Annotated in this window: 14 protein-coding genes and 4 pseudogenes; 7 read left to right on the top strand and 11 right to left on the bottom strand. The window is 66.6% G+C overall.

What is annotated here, in order from left to right:
- The 4 genes and pseudogenes from adh to ABTZ94_RS28790 all read left to right on the top strand — a co-directional run.
- The coding region (adh, locus tag ABTZ94_RS28805) for an aldehyde dehydrogenase (RefSeq protein ID WP_351204923.1) at positions 1 to 1,058 on the top strand (1,058 nt) is incomplete at its 5' end.
- A gap of 95 nt (positions 1,059 to 1,153) precedes the next feature.
- On the top strand, positions 1,154 to 1,513 hold the full coding sequence (locus ABTZ94_RS28800) for a DUF6531 domain-containing protein (protein WP_351204927.1): 360 nt from the start codon (positions 1,154 to 1,156) through the stop codon (positions 1,511 to 1,513).
- A gap of 47 nt (positions 1,514 to 1,560) precedes the next feature.
- Complete coding sequence (locus ABTZ94_RS28795; protein WP_351204921.1) at positions 1,561 to 1,731, top strand: hypothetical protein; 171 nt, start codon at positions 1,561 to 1,563, stop codon at positions 1,729 to 1,731.
- 30 nt (positions 1,732 to 1,761) lie between these two features.
- A pseudogene (locus tag ABTZ94_RS28790) lies at positions 1,762 to 2,085 on the top strand (helix-turn-helix domain-containing protein); the annotation flags it as partial.
- 35 nt (positions 2,086 to 2,120) lie between these two features.
- Here the strand turns inward: ABTZ94_RS28790 and ABTZ94_RS28785 are convergent.
- The 7 genes from ABTZ94_RS28785 to ABTZ94_RS28755 all read right to left on the bottom strand — a co-directional run bounded on the left by ABTZ94_RS28785 (position 2,121) and on the right by ABTZ94_RS28755 (position 9,346).
- Complete coding sequence (locus ABTZ94_RS28785; protein WP_351204929.1) at positions 2,121 to 2,693, bottom strand: AMP-binding enzyme; 573 nt, start codon at positions 2,691 to 2,693, stop codon at positions 2,121 to 2,123.
- 122 nt (positions 2,694 to 2,815) lie between these two features.
- Positions 2,816 to 3,376, bottom strand: a complete 561-nt coding sequence (locus tag ABTZ94_RS28780) for an RBBP9/YdeN family alpha/beta hydrolase (RefSeq protein WP_351204919.1) — start codon at positions 3,374 to 3,376, stop codon at positions 2,816 to 2,818.
- Positions 3,373 to 4,623, bottom strand: coding sequence for an MFS transporter (locus tag ABTZ94_RS28775; protein WP_351204917.1), 1,251 nt, complete (start codon positions 4,621 to 4,623; stop codon positions 3,373 to 3,375). Before ABTZ94_RS28775 ends, ABTZ94_RS28780 begins: the two co-directional genes overlap by 4 nt.
- A 111-nt stretch (positions 4,624 to 4,734) precedes the next feature.
- Positions 4,735 to 5,652, bottom strand: coding sequence for a TauD/TfdA dioxygenase family protein (locus tag ABTZ94_RS28770; protein ID WP_351204915.1), 918 nt, complete (start codon positions 5,650 to 5,652; stop codon positions 4,735 to 4,737).
- A gap of 86 nt (positions 5,653 to 5,738) precedes the next feature.
- Positions 5,739 to 6,710: a quinone oxidoreductase family protein gene (locus ABTZ94_RS28765; RefSeq protein WP_351204913.1), complete on the bottom strand. Its 972-nt coding sequence runs from the start codon at positions 6,708 to 6,710 to the stop codon at positions 5,739 to 5,741.
- Positions 6,711 to 6,815: 105 nt separating this feature from the next.
- Complete coding sequence (locus tag ABTZ94_RS28760; protein WP_351204911.1) at positions 6,816 to 7,874, bottom strand: beta-keto acid cleavage family enzyme; 1,059 nt, start codon at positions 7,872 to 7,874, stop codon at positions 6,816 to 6,818.
- A 449-nt stretch (positions 7,875 to 8,323) separates the two neighbouring features.
- Complete coding sequence (locus tag ABTZ94_RS28755; protein ID WP_351204909.1) at positions 8,324 to 9,346, bottom strand: AraC family transcriptional regulator; 1,023 nt, start codon at positions 9,344 to 9,346, stop codon at positions 8,324 to 8,326.
- 284 nt (positions 9,347 to 9,630) lie between these two features.
- Between ABTZ94_RS28755 and ABTZ94_RS28750 the strand changes: the two genes are divergently transcribed.
- Together ABTZ94_RS28750 and ABTZ94_RS28745 are read left to right on the top strand one after the other, a co-directional pair.
- The gene (locus tag ABTZ94_RS28750; protein ID WP_351204907.1) at positions 9,631 to 10,800 is read left to right on the top strand and encodes a TauD/TfdA family dioxygenase; all 1,170 of its coding nucleotides are present in this window, start codon (positions 9,631 to 9,633) and stop codon (positions 10,798 to 10,800) included.
- A gap of 32 nt (positions 10,801 to 10,832) precedes the next feature.
- Positions 10,833 to 12,338 carry a long-chain-fatty-acid--CoA ligase gene (locus tag ABTZ94_RS28745; RefSeq protein ID WP_351204925.1) on the top strand — a complete coding sequence of 502 codons (1,506 nt, stop codon included), beginning with the start codon at positions 10,833 to 10,835 and terminating at the stop codon, positions 12,336 to 12,338.
- 66 nt (positions 12,339 to 12,404) lie between these two features.
- Here ABTZ94_RS28745 and ABTZ94_RS28740 read toward each other — a convergent pair.
- The 4 genes and pseudogenes from ABTZ94_RS28740 to ABTZ94_RS28725 all read right to left on the bottom strand — a co-directional run.
- Positions 12,405 to 12,710 (bottom strand): annotated as a pseudogene (locus ABTZ94_RS28740) (IS30 family transposase); the annotation flags it as partial.
- A gap of 73 nt (positions 12,711 to 12,783) precedes the next feature.
- Positions 12,784 to 14,586, bottom strand: coding sequence for a group II intron reverse transcriptase/maturase (gene ltrA, locus ABTZ94_RS28735; RefSeq protein ID WP_351204905.1), 1,803 nt, complete (start codon positions 14,584 to 14,586; stop codon positions 12,784 to 12,786).
- A gap of 151 nt (positions 14,587 to 14,737) precedes the next feature.
- A pseudogene (locus tag ABTZ94_RS28730) lies at positions 14,738 to 15,040 on the bottom strand (IS30 family transposase); the annotation flags it as partial.
- Positions 15,039 to 15,315: pseudogene (locus ABTZ94_RS28725) on the bottom strand (IS110 family transposase); the annotation flags it as partial. The pseudogenes ABTZ94_RS28725 and ABTZ94_RS28730, both read right to left, overlap by 2 nt.
- Positions 15,316 to 15,327: 12 nt before the next feature.
- Between ABTZ94_RS28725 and ABTZ94_RS28720 the strand changes: the two are divergent.
- Positions 15,328 to 16,779 (top strand): amidase, encoded by a 1,452-nt coding sequence (locus ABTZ94_RS28720; RefSeq protein ID WP_351204903.1) that lies wholly within the window; start codon positions 15,328 to 15,330, stop codon positions 16,777 to 16,779.
- Positions 16,780 to 17,318 lie beyond the last annotated feature (539 nt).

Here is a 17,318-nt window from a genome sequence, read left to right as displayed (position 1 = left end):
TGGGTGTCGTCGCGCAGATCATCCCGTGGAACTTCCCCATCCTGATGGCGACCTGGAAGTTGGCCCCGGCGCTCGCGGCGGGCAACGCGGTGGTCCTCAAACCCGCCGAACAGACCCCGGCCTCCATCCACGTATGGCTGAAGCTGGTGGCCGACCTCCTTCCGCCCGGCGTCGTCAACATCGTCAACGGCTTCGGCGCGGAGGCCGGCAAACCCCTCGCTTCCAGCCCGCGCGTCGCGAAGATCGCCTTCACCGGTGAGACCACCACGGGGCGGCTGATCATGCAGTACGCCTCCGAGAACATCAAGCCGGTGACGCTCGAACTGGGCGGCAAGTCGCCGAACATCTTCTTCGACGACGTGTGGAACGCGGACGACGACTTCCGCGACAAGGCCCTCGAAGGCTTCACCATGTTCGCCCTCAACCAGGGCGAGGTCTGCACCTGCCCGTCGCGCGCACTGATCCAGCGCGGGCACTACAGCGAATTTCTGGAGGCGGGCATCGCCCGCACCGAACAGATCGTGCCGGGACACCCGTTGGACACGGACACGATGATCGGCGCCCAGGCCTCCAACGACCAGCTGCAGAAGATTCTTTCGTACCTGGACATCGGCCAGCAGGAGGGTGCGAAGGTCCTCACGGGTGGTCAGAGGATCGAGTACGACGGGGAGCTGGCGGGTGGCTACTACGTCCAGCCGACCATCTTCGAGGGCGACAACCGGATGCGGGTCTTCCAGGAGGAGATCTTCGGCCCGGTAGCGGCGGTCACGTCCTTCTCGGACTTCGACGACGCGATCGGAACGGCGAACGACACGCTGTACGGCCTCGGGGCGGGCGTATGGACCCGCGACATCAACACCGCGTACCGGGCGGGCCGTGCCATCCAGGCGGGCAGGGTCTGGACGAACTGCTACCACGCGTACCCGGCCCATGCCGCCTTCGGCGGATACAAGCAGTCGGGTATCGGCCGCGAGAACCACAAGATGATGCTGGAGCACTATCAGCAGACGAAAAACCTACTCGTGTCGTACTCGCCGAAGAAGCTCGGCTTCTTCTAGACGCAGAAAAGGGGCGCCTGACCAGGGCAGATGCCCGGCAGGTGCCCTTCTCGGCGCACATCTGAGCAGCGAGTCGAAACACGCCCGGGGGCGCCCTGCGGAAGGGCGCCTCGACCGCCAAGACTGCCGCTCAGCGGCTGGCGAGACGCGAGCGGGCGCTGCGTCGCGACGGCAGCGCCGCTGAGCGTGCCGACGGCGAGCCGAACAAGCACGACAAGTGCACCAAGGAGAAGTGCGGAGAGGGCGAGCCGGTCGACGTTGCAACCGGCGAGATGTTCATGTCCGCCACGGACGTCAGTCTGCCCGGCGCCCTGCCGCTGGTACTGGAGCGGCACTACGTCTCAACGACCGGCCGTCCGATCAGTTCAAGCAGTGGTACTCCACGAAAAAATGCAAGATCGAACTGCACAGGCGACGACGCCGCGGACCCCTGCGTTCCTTCTTCGCCCAGCTAAGGGCTGTCCCAGACCTGGTAGAGCACTGGGAAGGGCAGCGCGAGCGGATGCAGCCGATCGTCGGCGTCTCCGAGACGGGCGGCGCGGCTGGCAAGGCGATGGTCTTGTGCGCGGCCCGGGAGAACTGCGTCCGCTTCTACGACGCCCTGCGCGAGCTGCGGCCCGACTGGCACAGCAACGAGGTCGACCCGTGCCAACCAGGAGTTTCGCGTGCTTGACTACCCTTTCCCAAGCTCTCAGCTCCGTTCGTGCAGGGGAGACCCCATTCGACCGATCTGTCCAGCCGCATCCTGCGCTGTCTGAGCGGGCGACTACGCGCCCGGCGCAAGGAGATCGGGACACGCCGACGGCGGCTTCCGGCGGGCCGTCAGGCCCTGTTCGCCCATCTGCGATGCGGGGACACTTACGCACAGCTCGCCGCCGGGTTCCGCATCGGCATCGCGACCGTCTACCGCTACATACGCGAGGCCATCGATGTCCTCGCGTCCCCTGCTCCGTCGCTGGCCGAGGCGATGAAGACCATCCGCTTGAAAGCGTTCGTGGTTCTGGACGGTACGCTGCTGTCGGCGGACGCAGGGGCTCGGTCGGGGGCAGACCTGGCGACGGGTCAGTCTCCAGCTGAAAGCCTGGTAGCGAAATCTGCGAACCAGGCCAGCATTTCAGGATGGGTGACGGCCCCCTCCGCGCTCACATCGGCGACGGCAGCTCCCTGGATGATGCGTTTGACAGGAACTTCGAGCTTTTTGCCAGTCAGGGTGCGCGGCACGGCCGCTATCGGAACGATGACGTCCGGCACGTGACGAGGCGAAAGCTTCTGCTTGATCGACGTGGCGATGCTGTTCCGGAGTGTGTCCTCGAAGGTTGTGCCTTCGGCGGGGACAACGAACAACGGCATGAAGTACCGGCCGTCCGGCAGTTCGGCGCCGATGACGAGACTGTCGGAAATGTGCGGGAGTTGCTCTACGACGGCGTAAATGTCGGCGGATCCCATCCGCACGCCCATGCGGTTGAGTGCCGAGTCCGAGCGCCCCGCCACCACGACTGACAGGTCGGAGTCGACCGTGACCCAGTCACCGTGCCGCCACACTCCGGGATAGACGTCGAAGTAACTCCCCAGGTAGCGCTCGTTCTCAGGGTCGTTGACGAGGTGCAAGGGCATCGAGGGCAGCGGCGCCGTCACCACCAGCTCTCTCGTCCGAGGGTTCGCGCTCGGTGGGCGCACAGCTCCTCCCGCCCAAGAGCGGGCAGGAGGGAGTGCGAGGAGAGCGCAGCCGGGCGTCAGACGGACACGTCGGACAGAACTCAGCTGAGCTCGCGGATGAACTCTTCCGCCCGAGGCCATTCGCCGTAGCCGGATGCAGGGTTGAGGTGTCCGACCGGGCCGAGATCCACGAGACGGCTCCCCCATGCCCGGGCGAGATCGGCGACGCGATTGAAATCGGCCAGGGGGTCGTCCGTGCTCGCCGCGACGATGCTGGGGAAGGGCAGGGTTGTCCGCGGCGTAGGCAACCAGCCGTTTTCGCGCAGGGCCTCCAGGGTGGGGTAGCCCTCGGGCAGCGGCGTGCCGAAGTCCGGCGGCGTCGCCAGCAGCGCGCCCTTGATCGGACGCCGGTGTCGTTGCGCCCAGTGCGCGGTGGTCATCACTCCGGCGCTGTGGGCGACCACGACGACTGGCCCGGAGATGTCCGACAGCACTTCGTTCAGGGCGGCGACTTGCGCGCCGCAGCTCAACCTGCCGTTCGTCAACGGCGGAACGGTACGGGCGTTGGCGATCTTGTTGGTGAGGATGGTCTGCCAGTGTTCCGGCACGTGATCGCGCAGTCCGGGGACGATGACGACCGTCGGCGAAGCGGTGGGACTCATGACGTCAGCTCCGGATTCGTGAGGGTCACGTCGGGAATCAGGCCCAGGCGGCGTAGATCGTTCTCGTAGTGGAGCTTGCCGATGACGAAGGCCGCGCCGCTCAGGGCCGCGACAAGTGGGACCAGCTGCAGTGCGCCGAGCAGGCCCATGCGGTCCGCGAGCATGCCCGTCACCGCGGGCCCCGGGGCAAGCCCGAGCAGGCTGTTGGCCAGGGTGAGCGTGGCCATGGCCGTCGCCGCGACGGCGGCAGGGGTCAAATTCGCCACCATGGCGGCCGCCGGGCCGGCCGTGGCGTTGGACAGCAGGGTCCCGGCACCGATCAGCAAGAGCTGCGGCGGGCCGACCGGCAGGTGGAATCCGGCCGTCAGCAGCACGAGCGACCCGAGACTGCAGATGATCGCGACGGTCCACTTCCGGGCGCCGATCCTCCGGCTGAGACGGTCGGTGACGATCCCGCAGAGGATCATGCCTATCCCTGTGATCAATGCGAAGCCCCCGGCAACTACGCCGGCCTTCGCGGGAGGCATGGCGTAATAACGGTTGAGGAAGCTGGGCATCCAGGCGAGCAGGGCCATCGCAATGAACATCTGCAGCCCGCTACCGATATAGGCGCAGAGCACGGAGACCGAGGAGAACAGCCGCGGCAGCAAGGTCCGGATCGGGACCCGTTCGCCGGATGTGCCGCTGCTGCCGCCGGCACCTGAACCCAGCCTCTTTTCCTTGACCACAATGCCGTAGATCGCGGCCAGGACCAGTCCGGCGATCCCCATGACGCCGAACGCCCATCGCCAGCCGAGTTGCTGGGCGACGACGCCACCGATCGACACGCCCAGCACAGATCCGAAGGCGCCTCCCGCGATGAACGCGCCGGAGAGCGTGGCCCGCAGGCTGATGGGGAAGACGCTGAGGACCACCGCGATGCCGACACTCCCGTAGGCCGCCTCGCCGACCCCGAGCATGAACCGCCCCAGGAACATCTGGCCGTAGGTCGCTGCAACGGCGCAGCCCAGCGTCGCCAGACTCCACACTGTCGCGGCGATGACCAGGCTCTTGACCCGGCCCCAGCGATCCGCCAGGAGTGAAAGGGGGAAGGTGAGCACCCCCACCATCAAGGCCACGATGCCGCTGAGAGAACCCAACTGGGCATCGTCAAGCTGCCACTCCGCCTTCAGTAGAGGAAAGACCGCGTTGAGGACCTGCCGCGACATGTAGTCGATCAGCAGGAGCCCAAAGCTCAGCGCGAACACCAGCCGGGCGTACCCGCGAGATACAGTCGGCGTGGCGTGAGACGTGCCCGGCATGAGTGTGCCGGCAGTGTGAACTCCCATTGGCGTCACCTTCTCGTCTCTGGTCAGGGCTCAGAAGGGCCTGTCGCCGACGATTCCGGCGCGCTCCATCTTGCGGACGGCGGGCCAGTAGTCCTGGACGGCGTAGTGCTGTGTGGAGCGGTTGTCCCAGATGGCGAAGCTGTTCTTCTGCCAGCGCCAGCGCACCTGGTACTCGGGGACGGCCGCCTGGCTGATCAGGTAGTTCAGGAGGTTGTTCGCCCCGGGCGCGTGATCCTGGCCGAAGCGCACGTTCTCGGGCGTATGGAAGTTGACGAAGTGCGTGGTGAAAGCGTTGACGAAGAGGATCTGCTCGCCGGTCTCCGGGTGGGCGCGCACCACCGGGTGCTCCGGGTCCGGGTACCGGGCCTTCAGCTGGTGGCGCTGTTCCCTAGGCATGACGGCGCCGAAGGTCGCCTCGATGCTGTGCCGCGCGCGCAGACCCGCGATCTGCGTCTTGATGTGCTCCGGCAGCCTGCGGTAGGCCTCGGCCATGTTGACCCAGACCGTGTCTCCGCCGACCTCAGGCGTTTCCACGCAGCGCAGCACGGCCCCCATGGGCGGGCACTCGCGCCAGGTCCCGTCGCAGTGGAGCGCGTTCTCGTAGTGCTCGGGCTTGCTGTCCAGGTCCTTGTAAATGCGGACCAGCCCCGGGTGGTCCGGATCGCTGCCGACCACAGGGTGGTCCTCCAGCGGGCCGAAGCGCGAGGCGAGGGCGACGTGCTCGGCGCGCGTAATATCCTGGTCCCGCAGGAAAAGGACCTTGTACTTCAGCAGCAGCTGCTTGATCTCGGCGAACAGGTCGTCGTCGCGCGAGGCTTCGCCGAGGTTCGCTCCGAAGACCTCGGCGCCGATGGTGCAGGTCAGCGGCTCAACCTCGATCGATGTGCGGAGAACGCCCGAGCGCACCAAGGCGGGCGTGGCTTCCCTCGGGTGGACTGTCTGGGGCATGTGCTCACTCCTGGGGTGATGTGCGAGGCACAGCGTGTTCGAAGGTGCCGGGCACGGCGTGTTTGAAGGTGCGTGGCACGGAGTGTTCAGAGGACGAAGACGGAGGATCCAGTGGTCCGTCCCGCTTCCAGATCGCGGTGTGCCTGTACCGCGTCCTGGAGGGAGTAGCGCTGATTGATCTGGATCTTGATACGCCCGGACGCGACATGCCCGAACAGCTCGCCCGCCAGGGCGTCCCGCTCGGCGGCTTCGGCGATGTAGTCGGCCAGCGCGGGCCGGGTCACGAACAGCGAGCCGTGGATGGCGAGCTGCATGGCGTCGAGGGGCGGCACACCGGAGGCCGTGCCGAAGCACACCAGCAGACCGCGGCGCTGCAGCGAGGCCATGGATCCGGCGACGGTGTCCTTGCCGATGCTGTCGAAGACGACGGGAACTCCGGCGCCTGCAGTCAGCTCTCGCACCCGCTCGGCCACGTCTTCGCGCCGGTAGTAGATGATGTGTTCGCAGCCGTGTGCGCGGGCGATCTCGGCCTTCTCCTCGCTGGAGACTGTGCCGATCACAGTGATTCCGAGCAGCTTGGCCCACTGGGAGAAGATCAGGCCCACGCCGCCCGCCGCCGCGTGGAGCAATACGGTATCGCCGGACTTCAGCGGGTGGATCCGGCGCAGCAGATAGGCCGAGGTGAGGCCCCGCATGGTCATCGCAGCGGCGGTCTCGCAGCTGATCTCCTCCGGCAACTTGATCAGCGAATCCGCGGGCATGACCCGCTCCGTGCTGTAGGCCCCCAGCGGGCTGCCGGTGTAGGTCACCCGATCGCCCTCTGCGACATGGGTGACGGCTTCGCCCACGGCCTCGATCACACCTGAGGCCTCCACACCGAGCCCCGCAGGCAGCGGAGCCGGGTACAGACCGGAGCGGAAATAGGTGTCTGCGAAGTTGAGTCCGACGGCGACGTGCCGGATCCGTACTTCGCCCGGGCCCGGGTCGCCGACGGTGACCTTCTCCCACCGCATGACGTCGGGGCCGCCGGTCTCATGGAAGCGAATGGCGTGTGCCACAAGTTGCTCCGTTTGCTCGTGTGTGGGTACGGCGGTCGCGGGCCGACCCGGCTCAGCTGGGACGGATGCAGGATCGGCCCCGAGACCGCCGCTGGTGCGGGTAGGTCAGCTCTTGACGTCGCGCAGCATGAAGCCGCGCCGGCCGGGGCGGCGGTTGGGCACCATGCCGAGCTGGGCCAGGGTCTCGTCGGCGTCCGAGTACCACTCGCCGATCTTGTAGATCTTCTTCGCTTCCTGCCCGGTGGCGATCTCACGGCCGAGCGCGTTGGCGACCTGTACCATCTGCTCGACCTGCTTCACGGAGGACATCCGCTCGCCCTTGCGCCGCCACAGGTTGTCCTCGTTGCCCACCCGCACGTGCGTGCCCAGGGCGATGCCGATCGCGTTCATCGGCGCCACCGCGCGCATGGAGGCCTCGATGGTGAGCACGGCGCCGTCCGGGACGCGGCGGATGAACTCGATCAGGTCAGCCGGATGCCGGCCGGCGAAACCTCCGCCGATGGCAACGTAGTTGAGCACCAGCGGCCCGTTGTAGATGCCCTTCCGGATAAGCCGCTCCACGGTCTCCAGCTGTGCCATGTTGGCGAGTTGGAAGTGCGGCTGGATGTCGTTGACACGGAGCCGCTTGAGGTGCTCCAGGTAGAAGTCCGGTCCTGCCTCGACCACCATGTCCCGGTAGGCCTGGTAGTACGCCGGCTTGGCCATCGAGGTGCCGTCGATGTCCTCGTCGTCGAAGAGCTCGACGATGTTCATCTGGTTGGTGTTGATCGCGATCGTCACCTGGTCCGGCCTGGGGGTGATCTCTGCCAGCATGTGACGAGTGTCGTAGCTCAGCCACTTGGCATCGGAGCCCTCGCCCTCGGGGGCGAAGGAGATCGACCCACCGATCTGGAGGACCATGTCCGGCACGGCTTCGCGCAGCCGGGCCATCAGCTCGTTGAACATGGACATGCGCTTGGAGCCGTGACCGTCCAGCTCGCGCACGTGAATGTGCAGCACCGTGGCGCCGGCGTTGTAACAGTCGACCGCCGCCTGCACGTGCTCATCCATGGTGAGCGGAAGGTCGTCGGCGTCACCGGGCAGCCACTCCGGCCCGTAGGGGGCCGCCTGGATCACCAACTTCTCCTGGTTCTCTGGATACAGGGAGTCGTCGAGGAAGTGCACGGTCCATCTCCTTATGTCGGATGGGTCTTCACTCGCCGCGCGCATCGCTGCCCGCAATGCGAGGCCTGAAGGGCTTGGCGAGGGGCGGAGTGAGCTCGCAGACGGGGTTCCCGGGCCCCACCGGGCGGCTCAGATACGATCAACGAGTCCGGAGGGAGCACGCGGCTGCAGCAGGGTTCCTGCTCGTCCTTGTGGGGCCGTCGGCATCCCCTGAGGTAATGCAACGTTAACGGCCGGTTACGCGCCACGCTTTCCCCTGGGTGACAACTGACTTATCACTTGGGGACAGGCTTTGCCCCTGTCGGCGTCGCCCCAGCCCAGAAAGGCCCAGGGCGAGGCAGCGGTTCGCTCCGACCTTCCGGCTCTCAGACCGGCCGGCAATTGGGGGGCGGCGTCACGGGGCTGGGGCACGCACCCCCCAAGTGCCGGTCGGTCTTGATCGCCGGTGATCACTCCTCGCCGGAGTGCTGCTGCCTGGCCCTCCCCACGCGCCACTCCCTCGGGCTGCTGCCGAACTGCTCACGGAACCAGCGTGAGAAGCCGCTCGGTCCGGAGAATCCCAGCAGCCCGGAGACCTCCGTCAACGAACGGCGCGGGTTCGCCACGAGCTGCTCCGCGAGCTCGGTACGCGTGGCGTTGAGGAGGGAGGAGAACGTCTCGCCCGAACCCGCCAGGTACCGGTGGACGGTCCTCCGGTCGACGCCGAGGCTGGATGCGACCTGCTCGATGGAACAGCGCCCGCTCGGCAGCAGGACTTCGATCAACTCGCGCACACGGTCCAGTACGGTCGTGTCCCGCGAGACTGCGATGGAATCGAAATACTGCCGCGCGTAGTTCCGGAGCAGCGGGTCCGACATCGTATTGGGAGTGTCGAGGTCGCTTGTGTAGAAAACGATCCCGGTGAATTCTCGATCGAATTCAACTACCGGACCGAAGATGTGCCGGTGGGTACCGATATCTTTGGGAGCGCTGTGCGTGAAACACACGGTGACCGACTGCCACCGAGCGCCGAGGAAAGTGCGGAGAACTCCATGGAAGGCGCCCACGGCCAGCTCTGTGGCCTGCCGGGCTTCCATTGCCTCACCCAATTCCAGGCCCACCTTGAGGGTGGTCAGGCCGTTTGCCTCGGAGACTCGACTACGGAGCATTTCGTTGTACATGTAGTTATGTCGCATAAGTAGTCCGAGTGCGCTGCGGACATCGGGCTCCTCGCGGATGACCAAGCTGATGGGGCCGAGATTGGCGAAGCGGCGGCGCTCAGCGAGGAGCAGTCCGAAGTCCTCGCGGTGCGAGGCCACCGCCGAGAGTTCAAGCAGCTGAGTCACAGCCGCGCCTGAGATCCATCTGTCCTGGACCGCGAGGCCTACGGGGTCCAGACCCACGCTCTTCATCAGCGCTCGCGGGTCGATGCCGAGGGACTGGCTGAGCTCGACGTAGCTGTTCAGCGCCGCATTGCGGACCAGTGGCTTCAAGGGCGTACTCCAAGGCTCTGTCCCCAAATGGTAAGTAAGATGTCACGTCAAGTAAAGCGATGCGCCAGGCCGTGACCTAGCGTTGCACCACTGCGATGGAGCTTGCCTCCTGGATTCGGCGTCCCGGCTGATCTGAAATCCCACGGAGAACACCATGACAAATACTCCAACCGTTGACCAGCCCCCTGAAAAAGTGGCACGGAATCCTATGCACATCAATGCCCCCCGGCGGAATGGCCTGGTTCACATCCACGGGATTCTTCCGCGTGGAAAGGAGAAGGGTCGTGCACGCAATTTCCGGTCCCCCAGCCAGGGAAAAGCCGCACGCGATGTGGACCGGACGGATGCACGACCCGAGTGAGGCCACCATGACGAGCGTGATCAACGTGCTGCGCCGGCCCTGCGCAGGGCCGGCCGTGTGGAAGGGCCCGGACCTGGCGAACTCCACCGAGTGGGTCCTGCGACTCTCACCGGCGCAGACCGACGAACTCCAGGCGGCACTGCAGGCGGTGCGTGAGCGCGGTGTTCCGCTCCTGAAGGTGACCGCCCGCGACTTTCCGCTGCCGACCCTGGCCGGCGAGCTGGCACGACTCGCCGACGTACTGGAGAACGGACGGGGCTTTGTACTCGTCAAAGGCATTCCGGTCGAGCAGTACAGCCAGGCGGCGGCGAGCACTATTTTCTGGGGACTGGGCCAGCACCTGGGCGTCCCGGTGTCGCAGAACGCTGCGGGCCACGTGCTCGGTCACGCCCGGGACACCGGCGGCACCATGGCCGACTCCGCGACGCGCGGCTATCAGACAAGAGTGAGGCTGCCGTTCCACACCGACGGCTCCGATGTCCTCGGGCTGCTGTGTCTGCGAGCGGCTCGCACCGGCGCACACACCGCCGTCGTCAGCTCGGCGGCTGTCTACAACGCCGTGCTGGCACGGCGGCCGAAGCTGGTCGAGCGCCTGTACCGCACACATTTCCTCGACCGTCGGGAGGAGCAACCACCCGGTGAACCCCCGTACTCCGCGGTTCCGTTGGCGTCCTGGTACGGAGGGAAGCTCAGCATGCGATACAACCGCTGCTACCTCGAGTCCGCACAGCGCTTTTCTGACGTTCCCCGCTTGGAGCCGGCGGAGATGGAGCTGTTCGACCTCATCGACGAACTGGCTGAGTCCCGGGAATTCCGACTGGACGTCGACTTCGAGGTCGGCGACCTGCTGCTGCTCAACAACCACGCGGTTCTTCATTCCCGCACGGAGTACGAGGACTTCGCAGAGCCCGAGCCGAAGCGCCACGTGCTGCGGCTGTGGCTGGCCCTGCGGCAGGGACGCGACCTGCCGCCGGACTTCTGGGGGGATCTGCACAGCGCCGGCGACCGTCCCGGCCGCGGCGGGATCACCCCCCGCGACGTGATCGCGACGCAGAACCCGGCGGGCCTCTGCGGCTCCCGCAGCCAATGGTGACCGCCACCAGCTCCGATCGAAGGGGAAGCCGAATGAACAACCTCGCCTCACTCCTGGCGGAATCCGCCTGGGCCGATGGCGGCCGCATCGCCATTCGCCAGGACGAGATCGTCCTCACCTATGCCCAACTGAACGATGCAAGCGCACGGGTCGCCACCCTGTTGCAGGCCAAGGGCATACGGCCGGGCGATCGGGTGGCGTTGGTCATGCCCAACGTCACCTACTTCCCCATCGCGTACTACGGCATCCTCCGCGCAGGCGCCGTAGTGGTACCGATGAACCCACTGTTGAAAGCCCGTGAAATAGAATTCACCCTCCGGGATTCCGGATCCCGCATCGTGGTGACGTTCCCGCTGTTCGAGGACGAGGTCGCGACGGCCGCCGCAGAGGTCGGGGCCGAATGCCTGGTCACGGACCCAGCGGCATTCGACATCCTGGTGCAGGCCACCGAACCGATGCCCGAGATCGTCGACCGGGCAGAGGACGACACCGCCGTGATCCTCTACACCTCGGGCACAACAGGGACCCCGAAGGGCGCCGAACTGACCCACCGCAACCTGATGACCAACGCGGCCACCACGGTCGAGACGCTGCTCCACGTCGGGCCGGACGACGTACTTTTCGGCGGCCTGCCATTGTTCCACGCGTTCGGGCAGACCTGCGCCCTCAACACAGCCGTCGCTGCGGGCGCCACCCTGACTTTGCTGCCGCGATTCGAGCCGACGAAGGCACTGGAGATCATTCACCGGGATGGGGCCACCGTCTTTCTGGGCGTCCCCACGATGTACACAGCCCTGCTCCACGCCGGGATCCCCGACGGCTATGACCTCTCACGGCTGCACCTGGCTGTTTCCGGCGGCGCTTCCTTGCCGGTCGAGGTACTCCACGGCTTCGAGCGGGAATTCGGCGTCACCGTGCTGGAGGGCTATGGACTCTCGGAGACTTCTCCGGTCGCCTCATTCAACCATCCGGACCGGCCACGCAAGGCCGGCTCTATCGGGCTGCCCATCCGCGGGGTCGAACTGAGTCTCGTCGCGGACGATGGCACCACGGTCGGCCCGGGCGAAGTCGGTGAGATCGCGATCCGCGGCGAGAACATCATGAAGGGCTACTGGAACCGTCCCGGTGCGACTACGGAAGCCATCCGGGACGGGTGGTTCCACAGCGGTGATCTCGCCCGAGTCGACGAAGATGGCTACTACTTCATCGTCGACCGGAAGAAAGACCTCATTATCCGCGGCGGATACAACGTCTACCCGCGCGAGATCGAGGAGGTGCTCTACGAACACCCTGCCGTCGCCGAGGCGGCAGTGGTCGGCGTGCCACACCAGGTGCACGGGGAGGAGGTAGCCGCCGTAGTAACACTCCGGGATGATGCACGGACCACGGCCGATCAGCTGCGCGACTACGTCAAACAGCGGGTGGCTGCCTACAAGTACCCACGGATCGTCACGTTCACCAACGGGCTCCCCAAGGGAGCCACGGGCAAGATCCTCAAGCGTGAAATCGTCCTCCAGCACCAAGCGTTCGAGGGCTGAACTGATCTGGTTCCGTGTCGGACCCGAAGCCGGGCCGACGTGGGCGGGGACGATAGCCCGCCGCGCGGGGAAGTACTGCCGTAGCAGGCCGTTGGTGTTCTCGTTGCTGCCACGCTGCCAGGGGCTGGCCGGGTCGCAGAAGAAGACCGGGATGTCGGTGGCGATGGTGAACGCCTTGTGGGCGGCCATCTCCGAGCCCTGGTCCCAGGTCAGGGACCGCCAGAGGCGACGCGGGAGGGTCTGGACGGTCGTGGTGAGCGCGTTGCGGGTGGCAATGGCACTGTGGCCGACAGGCAGGTGCACGAGCATCAGGTAGCGGGTGGACCGCTCGACCAGCGTGCCGATCGCGGACCGGCCGGTGCCGATGATGAGTCGGGTAGCGGGGACGCATTGCTGCGTCCCCGCCCCCTCAGAACCGTGCAAGCAGCTGTTCACCGCACACGGCTCAAGCAAGCCCCAAGGGCTCGCGGTCAGGAGAAGGTGCAGGATTCGTCAGCCCGGCGGCTCCAATCCGCCGTTGACAAAGGGTGTGAAGGAGACGGAGCCGTTGATCGCCCGATGAGTCACCGCCTGGGAAGGCGACGTACTGCTTGGAGATCGCCTTCCTGAGGACGGATCGCCACGTTTCCCATTCCTGTGGGCTTCGCGGCGGGTGATCGGCGTGCAGCAGGAGCCCTCCGCAGATCGGGTAACGACCTTGTTGAGCCTGGAGCAGGCGCACGGTCATGCCATCGACTGGCGGGGGTGGTCCTTTGCGACGCCGCTCGGCCCAGTACGACTCCAGCGCCGGGTCGTCCGGGGACGCCCTGCCCTTGACCAACTGGTGCCGGACGATCTTCGTCCAGGAGAACTTGAGCAGGTAGGCGCCGCTGTCGCGGTCGCCGAACACCCACCGGTCCCTCCTGGCCTTGTTGAACCGGCCGAAGTACTTGTCGGATATCCAGTGCTTCGGCTTGTTCGGGTGGCTGTGTTTGGCCCACTTGTAAGCGAGCTTCCACATGTGATTGTCCAGCGCGGTGAACACCTCGCTGGACACCACCGTCCGGTAGTAGGCAGACCAGCCCCGAACGATCGGGTTGATCTTCTTGAGCACCGCGCCCGCGTTGGCCCCTCGCAGGGCCAGCATCTCGGCACTCAGCCGTTCCCGGATCCGTCGTTGCGCCGCTGTGCTCGGCTTGATCAGCAGCTTGCCGTGATAGCGGCGGACGTTGAACCCCAGGAAGTCGAACCCGCTCTCCGCGTGGACGATGCGTGTCTTGTCCTCGTGGAAGGCGAGCCCTCTGGGCGTCAGCCATGCGGCCAGCTGTTCCTTGACCTGTTCGGCCTGCTCACGGCTGGTGCACATCGCGACAAAATCGTCCGCGTATCTCACCAGCACCGGGCTCCCGCTCTGCGCACTTCCAGCATCTCGGCCGATTGTGTAGTAGCGGACGCCTGCGGCTTCCTCCATTCCGTGCAGGGCCACGTTGAAGAGCAGTGGGCTGATCACTCCGCCTTGCGGAGTCCCCGCCTCGGTCGGGGCGAACCGTCCTCGGTCCACGGCTCCGGCCTTGAGCCACTGCCGGACCACTCCCCGGGCGGGGAAGGTGCCGGGGGCGGCCATGAGCCGGTCGTGGTCGATCCGGTCGAACGCCGCCGTCAGGTCCGCGTCGAGCACCCACACACGCTGCGGGTTCTTCCCGTTGAGCGTGGAGTAGATGGCCCCGATCGCATCGTGACAGCCGCGGCCGGGCCGGAAGCCGTACGACTTCGGCTCGAACCGCGCCTCCCACTCGGGTTCCAGTGCGCCCAGCGCCACGGCTTGCAAGCACCGGTCGGCGATCACAGGAATTCCGAGTCCGCGCTTCTTCGTGGTCCCCGGTTTGGGGATGAACACCCGCTTGACAGGCTTGGGGATCCACGGTCGGGCGCGGTGCTGAACCCAGTCGGCCAGCGCGGCCTTGGACTGGGACATCAGCACCACCTTCCCGTCGCCCCCCGCCGTCGCGCGTCCCGCGTTGATCTCCGTGACCCGCCGCACGCTCAGGAGCGTGTTGGAACGGGAACGGAGTATCAGCTTCTGCAAGTTGCGGACCTTCTTCAGGTCCCCTGCCTGCGATGCCGTGAAGATCCTCTGCCGCAGACGCCGTACGTCCTCCTCGACCCGGCGCCAGTCGATCGACGCCCAGTCCAGGGCTTCGTCCTCGGGTCCGTTCACCGTCGCGGCAGCGACCGGAGCGGCCAAGGCCACTCCGTCCGTGTCCGTCATGGCGTCCAACTTGTCCCTCGGTTCCGTCGTCTTTGTCCAGTGAGTCCGCACAGGCTCACCTGGCCCACGTCAGCACCCTTTCGGGTCCGGGTAGTGCACCCGTATCCGGACGGTTATGCGGGGCGACCGGCGGAGAGGCCGGTCGTGCTGCTGCTCTGGACGTGCGCTTGTGGGCATGACGGTGCGGGCGTCGCAGAGCCCGTCCGGTGCGAAGGGCTCGGGTCAGTTCCCGGCGGAGTTCGCCGCGGCCCTGGACGTAGAGGGCCTGGTAGATCGTCTCGTGGGCCACGTGCATCTCCGGCCGGTCGGGGAAGCGTGCCCGCAGAGCCTGGCAGATCTGCTCGGGGCTCCAGCGCAGTTCGAGATGCTCTTGGATGAAGTCCCGCAGTTCGGGGTTCTGGCCGATCTTGCCGGGCTTGGGCCGGGGGCGGCGCCGCTCGGCCCGGCGGTGGGCGCGAGACGCTGTGCCGGTCACGGTAACGGGCGGCGGCCATCGGTTTGATCGCGAAGACCTTGCGCTTCCGGCCCGCAGCACAGCCACCAGTAGACCGCGTGAGGTCTCGATCGCAACCGGGATCGGTGCCTTCTCGGTGTCGCCGTACTCGGCAAGAGGTCCAGCAGGATTCGGTAACCGTCCGCGTCATCGGTGATGTGCCGCTTCGCGAGTAACTGGCCGACATCCATCCCGTTGCGCGAAGCGGCATTTCGTGCCCTCTTCCACAGGCCCATACGGTCGGATTCATGGAGTGGAATTTTCCGACGGCCGAAAAACTCGCGGCTGCCTTGCGTGCCGGTGAAGTGACCTCGGCGGAACTGACCGACGAGGCGATCGCCCGTATTGAGCGGGACGACGATGCGATCAACGCGATCTGTGTGCCGGACTTCGACCGTGCACGGGCCGCGGCGCGCGGTACCGACCAGGCGCGCGCCCGCGGTGAGGACCGGCCGCTGCTGGGCATTCCGGTGACGGTCAAAGAGTCCTACAACATCGCCGGGCTGCCCACGACCTGGGGCTTGCCGCTGCACCGGAACTACATGCCGGCCGAGGACGCGGTGCAGGTGTCGCGGCTCAAGGCCGCAGGCGCGGTGGTGCTCGGGAAGACCAATGTGCCCTTGGGGCTGCAAGATGTACAGAGCTTCAACGAGATCTACGGCACCACCAACAACCCGTGGGACCACGGCCGCACGTCGGGCGGATCCTCCGGCGGCTCGGCGGCGGCCCTGGCGTCCGGATTCGGCGCGCTGTCCATCGGCTCCGACCTCGCCGGTTCGTTGCGCACCCCCGCACACTTCTGCGGCATTTACGCACACAAGCCGACACTCGGGCTGGCGGCGAACCGCGGCATGGTCCCGCCGTCTGCGCCGGCATTGCCGGCCGACCTTGACCTCGCCGTCGTCGGTCCGATGGCGCGCACTGCCCGCGACCTCACGCTCCTGCTCGACGTCATGGCCGGACCAGACCCTCTGACGCACGGTGTGGCGCACGATGTGACACTGCCGCCCGCCCGCCACGAGCGGCTCCGCGACTTCCGGGTCCTGGTCCTCGACGAGCATCCGCTCATTCCGACCGGATCCGCTGTGCGGGCGGGCGTGAACCGGGTGGCCGACGCGCTTGTCGACGGCGGTGCCCGCGTCGAGCGGGACAGTCCGCTGCTGCCCGATCTGACCGAAGCCGCGGTGCTCTACACGCAGTTCCTGTTTTCGGGCTCCGTTGCACGGTTTCCCGTCGAAGCGTACGAGCAGCTGCAGGCCCGCGCCGCCGGACTGAGCGCAGACAACCAGAGTCTCGATGCGGCGCGGCTGCGCGGCATGGTGTTCAGCCACCGCGACTGGATCGAGGCAAACAGCCGTCGCGAGCTCCACCGCCACGGCTGGCGGCAGCTCTTCGCCGAGTTCGACGCCGTGGTGTGTCCCATCACGCCCACTCCCGCGTTCCCGCACGACCACAACCCCGACCTGATGAAACGTCGGATCGACATCGACGGCGTCGAGTACCCGTACTTCGACCAGCTCGTCTGGGCCGGTCTGGCCACCATGCCCGGCCTACCCGCCACCGCCATACCAGCGGGCCGGTCTCCCGAGGGTCTGCCGGTGGGAGTGCAGCTCATCGGTCCGATGTTCGAGGACCGCACCCCGCTGCGGCTGGCCGAACTGCTCGAGCAGAAGATCGGCGGCTTCCAGGCACCGAAATAGGGCGTACTACCTGGGTGTCCGTCGAGGGCGAGGTGCGGATCACGACGAGATCCTCCGAATGCGCGCAGTCGCTGCCCGGAACTCAAATGTCACCGGCCTCCCGCAACACGACAGAAGGCCGTCGGACGCAACGGTGAAGTTGATCACAGATGCCCCGACCTTATCGCCACACAAGCAGCAACCAGCGTGCCCAGCCCGAAAGGATCCGCCCGCCAGCCCCGCCCTGCGGAATTGGAGAGGCCGTCAGGTCGCGCGCAGCGCCCGGCGCTGGTTCGGCGATACGGGCAACGGATACCAGGGGCCGCCGGCCCGATAGCTGACCCTCCCTGCTCCCCACATCTGCAAGGCATGCTCAGGATGGTGTGGCACCGGCGAACACCCCGGTCCGGTGCGACACCACCACGCCCGAGGAAACAGGCGATATCCCTGCCCCACGCACTCCGTGCTCCCTGATGGACGAGAACACGCAAAGAGGAAGTGCTTCCCGGCCATCAGACCCGCGCTCCCCTCGTCCGCCGTGTCCGGTCCCCGGCCGGGAC

It is taken from the genome of Streptomyces sp. NPDC002785 (genome assembly GCF_040295565.1).
In the GTDB taxonomy this organism is placed as follows: Bacteria; Actinomycetota; Actinomycetes; order Streptomycetales; family Streptomycetaceae; genus Streptomyces.
Note: the sequence above shows the minus strand (reverse complement) of the source record. Positions and strands in the feature narration are given on the sequence as shown.